Source organism: Martinezella hainanensis (assembly GCF_900094555.1).
GTDB classification, from domain to species: domain Bacteria; phylum Pseudomonadota; class Alphaproteobacteria; order Rhizobiales; family Rhizobiaceae; genus Rhizobium; species Rhizobium hainanense.
The window spans coordinates 1-5,074 of the sequence record NZ_FMAC01000031.1 but is presented as its reverse complement, the minus strand read 5'-3'; the positions used below and the strand labels follow the sequence as shown (position 1 = coordinate 5,074).

The 5,074-nt window shown below is 59.0% G+C and carries 6 protein-coding genes; 1 reads left to right on the top strand and 5 read right to left on the bottom strand.

From position 1 onward, the window contains the following. Positions 1-276, bottom strand: a 276-nt coding sequence (locus GA0061100_RS34045) for a helix-turn-helix domain-containing protein (protein WP_143525625.1), incomplete at its 3' end; no start/stop codon positions are given. A 256-nt stretch (positions 277-532) separates the two neighbouring features. Between GA0061100_RS34045 and GA0061100_RS34040 the strand changes: the two genes are divergently transcribed. Next, positions 533-1,255 (top strand): hypothetical protein, encoded by a 723-nt coding sequence (locus tag GA0061100_RS34040; RefSeq protein WP_075857256.1) that lies wholly within the window; start codon positions 533-535, stop codon positions 1,253-1,255. A gap of 95 nt (positions 1,256-1,350) precedes the next feature. Here the strand turns inward: GA0061100_RS34040 and GA0061100_RS34035 are convergent, their stop codons facing one another. The 4 genes from GA0061100_RS34035 to GA0061100_RS34020 all read right to left on the bottom strand — a co-directional run. Next, positions 1,351-2,652 (bottom strand): hemolysin family protein, encoded by a 1,302-nt coding sequence (locus tag GA0061100_RS34035; RefSeq protein ID WP_075857255.1) that lies wholly within the window; start codon positions 2,650-2,652, stop codon positions 1,351-1,353. Between the two features lie 109 nt (positions 2,653-2,761). Continuing rightward, complete coding sequence (locus GA0061100_RS34030; RefSeq protein WP_075857254.1) at positions 2,762-3,670, bottom strand: TIGR03571 family LLM class oxidoreductase; 909 nt, start codon at positions 3,668-3,670, stop codon at positions 2,762-2,764. 167 nt (positions 3,671-3,837) lie between these two features. Next, positions 3,838-4,209 carry a PsiF family protein gene (locus GA0061100_RS34025; protein ID WP_075857257.1) on the bottom strand — a complete coding sequence of 124 codons (372 nt, stop codon included), beginning with the start codon at positions 4,207-4,209 and terminating at the stop codon, positions 3,838-3,840. Between the two features lie 139 nt (positions 4,210-4,348). Continuing rightward, positions 4,349-5,074, bottom strand: a 726-nt coding sequence (locus GA0061100_RS34020; protein ID WP_143525624.1) for a zinc-binding dehydrogenase, incomplete at its 5' end; no start/stop codon positions are given.

Sequence of the window (5,074 nt, the reverse complement as noted above, 5' to 3'; positions counted from 1 at the left end):
TTTCTCAATGACCATACGACGCAAATGCGGATGGCGTCGAAGCTTTCGCAAGCGCCGGCGGCGTTCCTTGGCAATGTCGTCGGCGACCGTCGAGAAGTAGCCGCTGTATTCGGGAAGCTCACGGTCATGGAACGTATTGCGTCTGATCTCACGATAGATAGTCGATCGGTGACGCCCGAGTTGGCGGGCCATCTCGTTGACCGGAACCTTGCGCTCGACAAGGTGATGAAGGCGCCGCCGATCGGCGAGGGTGAGTTGCTGATAGCACCGGGACATGCCAAAATCTCCAAAGTGAAGCCATTGAATTCATTGGCATGTCGCACTTGAAAATAGAATGTACCCGCCTGCAAACAAATATCAGATAATCTATGTTATGGAACTTAATCGCGATTTGGAAAGCTCTGTCTTTTGACGCAAATCATATTTTATCAAACTGTGATTCTCAGGGATAGAGCGCGGTCTCATCGAAATATGGGACCTTCGCATTCCACTATCGGCGGATGGCGTGTTCCACGCGCGGAGTGACTGATAAATGACAATGCGGCTTGATCCATTCCTGGAAGTGGTTGATGCCCAGCGGGTCTTTTCCGTGCTTCGGAAGTTGAACGCCTGCGGCCTGGATTATGCCATTACCGGGGGAATGGCATTGGAGCCAGGTCTTGGCTCTGGTCTCGGCCGCCAGCGAGCTTTCAACGATATCGATGTTGTCGTCTCGACGTTCGAGGCATTGCCGTCGACCCTCGCCTCGGCATTCATGATTAGCCATGCGCACCCGGATCGTCCAAAAGGTAAGCTAGCCATTCAGCTTGTAGAGCCGAAGCAGCGTGTGCGCATCGACGTGTTTAGCGCGTGTGGTGATACGCTGATGCGGACCAGACCCGCGCTGATCGGCGACCTGCCAATCAAGGTGGTTGCTGTCGAAGACCTTGCCTGTCGCATTGCTTCGGAAATGATCTGCTTCAGCAGAGGTGATTCGGTTCCTCCCAAATGTGCTGACGATCATGCGCGTGCGAGGCAGGTGGTAGATGTGGATCTCGTCGAAAGAGCTTGGCGGGATCAGCGCCGGGAGATGGATCCTTTGACATATGCTGACGCGACGGTTCAGATTGCCGATGCCACGGAACGACAGGCCGGAAAGCTTGCAAGTCAAGTCTATTGTACGGATTCAGATGCAGTATGCCGTCATTGCCGCGACACGGTAGATTTCAAGGTAGCATCTCCCAAGTCGGTCATTGCCATACTTGGTTACTGTTAACCAAGGTCGCGTCAAAACCTGGGCGGAGGCAATTTTGAAACCGACCGATGTCGGCATACCCGTGTCGAAACGATCGACCGCCTTTCAGATGAGCTTCAGTGATCCGCTTCGCGATCGGTGTCATCCGCGCTTACCAGCAGCTTGTCGATCCTGCGGCCATCCAGATCCACGACCTCGAAGCGCCAGCCGCTTTTCGAGAAACTTTCGCCGACATCCGGAAGATGGCGCAACTCCTGCAGCACGAAGCCTGCGACGGTCTGGTAGTCGCGATCGTCTTCGATCTGCAGGTTCATGAAATCGGCGAACTCGTCGATGGGCATCCAGCCGGACACGAGATAGCTGCCGTCGTGACGGCGGACTAGAGCCTGCTCGCCGCCTGCATCGCTCTCCTCCACGGCTCCCAGGATGGCTTCGAGGATGTCGCCGGATGTGATGACGCCCTCGAAGTGGCCGTATTCGTCATAGACAAGCACCATATGCGAAGAAGAGCGACGCAGCGCCTTGACCACGTCAAGGGCGCTGGAAAGGTCTGAAACGATTGGCACCTGTTTGGCAAGCTTCAGAATGTCGGCCTGACCGCCGGAAGCCAGCGCATCGAAGAAATCGCTGGTCGTCAGCACGCCGACGATTTCGTCGGAGCTGTCCTTGCGCAGCGGCAATCGCGCCTTTTCGGTGCGGCGAAGCTGCTCACGAACCTCGTCGAAGCTATCCTCGATATCGATGACTTCCACGTCGCGACGTGGTGTCATGAGTGCTCTTGCGGTTCGGTCGGCCAATCGCATGACGCCCGAGATCATCGCCTGCTCTTCTGTTGCGATGACACCTGCACTTTGCGCTTCTGCCAGAACCGTCTTGATTTCCTCGTCGCTGACACCATCCGCGGCCTTGCCGGATTGGCCGAGCGCGCTCAGAACCAGCCGTCCCGAAATGTCCAGCAGCCAGACGAGCGGCGCTGCGGCCCGCGAAAGAAACACCATGGCCGGCGCGACCTTACTGGCGACCGCTTCCGGCGCTCGCAGAGCGACCTGCTTCGGGACAAGCTCGCCGATGATCAGCGACAGATAGGTAATGGCGACCACGACGGAACCGACGCCGATGGCGTCGGCGGCTGCGACTGAAAGACCTTGTGTGGCGAGCCAGCCCGACAGCCGAGCGCCGAGCGTGGCGCCCGAGAACGCGCCGGACAGGACGCCGACGAGCGTGATGCCGATCTGTACGGTTGAAAGGAAGCGGCCCGGTTCCTCGGCCAGCCTCATCGCCATGGCCGCGCCTCCGCTGCCTTGGTCGGAAAACACCTTCAGGCGGGCAGGACGGGATGAGACGATCGCCAATTCCGACATGGCAAGCACGCCGTTAAGGAGGGTGAGAACGATGACGATGGAAATTTCGAGAAGCAAGATCGGCCCTTTTTGGTTTCAGCCGAAAGATAGGTGGCAGGGGCCGCAAAAGCCAGCGCCCCATGGACATGATTTCCTTGACGCCACCATCGAGGGCAATTCGCTGAAGCTATTGGATGGCCGGTAGAATATCCGCGGCGATCTCCTCCATGGTTTCCCCGGGCGGGCGACCCTGCGCGACAAGATTGAAGGCGACGTGATGAATGCCTGCTTCACGCATCGCCGACAAGGCGTCGATCAACCCTCGCCTGCCGGTTCTGCCGCCGAGATTGATCTCCTCATAGGAGGCCCGAGGGTTATCGAGCAGTTCCAGGACCATGGACTGGCCGAAGCCGCGAAAATCCTTGGTTACCTTAGCCTGCGCATTATGCCAAAGCGCCAACCGGTCTTTTTGGACGGGCAACGGCCGGTAATAGGTCATCCAGGCCGTCGCATGGCGCGCGATCCACTCGAGAGATTGCGACGATGAGCCGACCGCGACCATGGGAATGGGCGGTTGTTGCAGCGCAGGTCTAACGGCGAACTCGTTTCGCACGCGATCGCCTTCATCGATGACTTTCTGATCCGGACTGAGCGCAGCGGCGAGGCGCTCCCAATGCGATTGAAAGAGCGCCTTGCGGTTCTCGATATCCTCACCGAAAACGTCATATTCGCTCGGCCGGTCTCCCGAACCGAGACCGAGGACGAACCGACCTTTCGACAGGGAGGCGACGGACAGCGCGGCCTTGGCGATATGGAGCGGATGCCGCAAAGGCAGCACGATCGCGCCCGTCGCCAGCGCTACCTTGGATGTGGATGCGGCCAACGCTCCGAGGAAGACCCATGGATCGGCATGCCCGATCGGATCGGGATAGCTTTCGCTGTTAAGGGGGACATCCCTCACCCACAGCGCATCGAAACCCAATTTGTCGGCTTGGGCGGCGATACCGAGTTGGGTATCGAACCGTATGTCGGCGGCTGTTCTCGTCTGCGCCGGCAGGACTATGCCGAATGAAAGTCGGTTGGGATGGAAAAGCACGTTGCGCCCTGAAATCTATATCCTTGCCAGGGAGATAAGGAGGCTTGCCTTGAAGGAAAAGGGGGACGTGACGGATACAGTGATTATGCGAGGCAGGTGGTCCGCCCCGTAGAGCGGACTGTCATTGTGTGGCGGGTCGAGTGAGGATCGTGGTCGCAGGCTGCTGTTCAGCTCGCGGTGATGCATTGCTTGACGTAGTCCCGCAATGCTTTCTTCTCCAGACCCTTGGCCGCGCCTTCGTCATGACATGTCTTGCGTTTTGCCAGAACCGGATACTTCTGCTGCAGGCAGCTTTTGACTGCGTCCTTGCGCGCCTGGCCCTTGAGGCCCTGCCCCGTCGCGTCCTGCCGGCAGGCTTGCCGCGCCGTCTTGATCTCATCCTTCGACGGCATGGTCGATGATGGTGCCGATGTGGAAGGGGTCGTGGCGGGAGCTGGCGTTGCGGTCGTCGCAGGTGTCGTCGTTTGGGCGAAGACCACGGTTGCGGAAGACAGGGCGAAGAGAGCGGCGACGGTCGCACTTAACAGCTTGCGGGTCATGGGCATATCCTTTTGCCTGAAGGCCATTCATGTTCAAGCCGCCGACCCCATCACGAGATCGGCGTCCTTCTTGAACGATGGTCATCGGCTTATCCGTCGCTCGGACTGCCAAATAATTCCAACTAGGCTGCCTGCTTCGTCAATACAGCACGACGCTTCGGATGCTTTCGCCGGAGTGCATGAGCTCGAAGCCCTTGTTGATGTCGTCGAGGGGCAAGGTGTGGGTGATCATCGGATCGATCTGGATCTTGCCCTCCATGTACCAGTCGACGATCTTCGGGACATCGGTGCGGCCGCGGGCACCGCCGAAGGCCGTGCCCATCCACGAGCGGCCCGTCACCAGCTGGAACGGGCGCGTCGAGATCTCCTGGCCGGCGCCGGCAACGCCGATGACGACGGACTTGCCCCAGCCGCGATGGCTTGATTCCAGCGCCTGACGCATGACCTTGGTGTTGCCGGTGCAGTCGAAGGTATAGTCGGCGCCACCGATCTGGTCGGCACCACGCTTCGTCATGTTGACGAGGTAGGGCACGATATCGTCGCCGACTTCCTTCGGATTGACGAAGTGCGTCATGCCGAAGCGCTCGCCCCAGGCCTTCTTGTCATTGTTGAGATCGACGCCGATGATCATGTCGGCACCAGCAAGCTTCAGGCCCTGGATGACGTTGAGGCCGATGCCGCCAAGACCGAAGACGATCGCCGTTGCCCCCATCTCCACCTTGGCGGTGTTGATGACCGCACCGATGCCGGTCGTGACGCCGCAGCCGATATAGCAGATCTTGTCGAAGGGAGCGTCCGGATTGACCTTGGCAACGGCAATCTCCGGCAGCACGGTGTAATTGGCGAAGGTCGAGCAGCCCATATA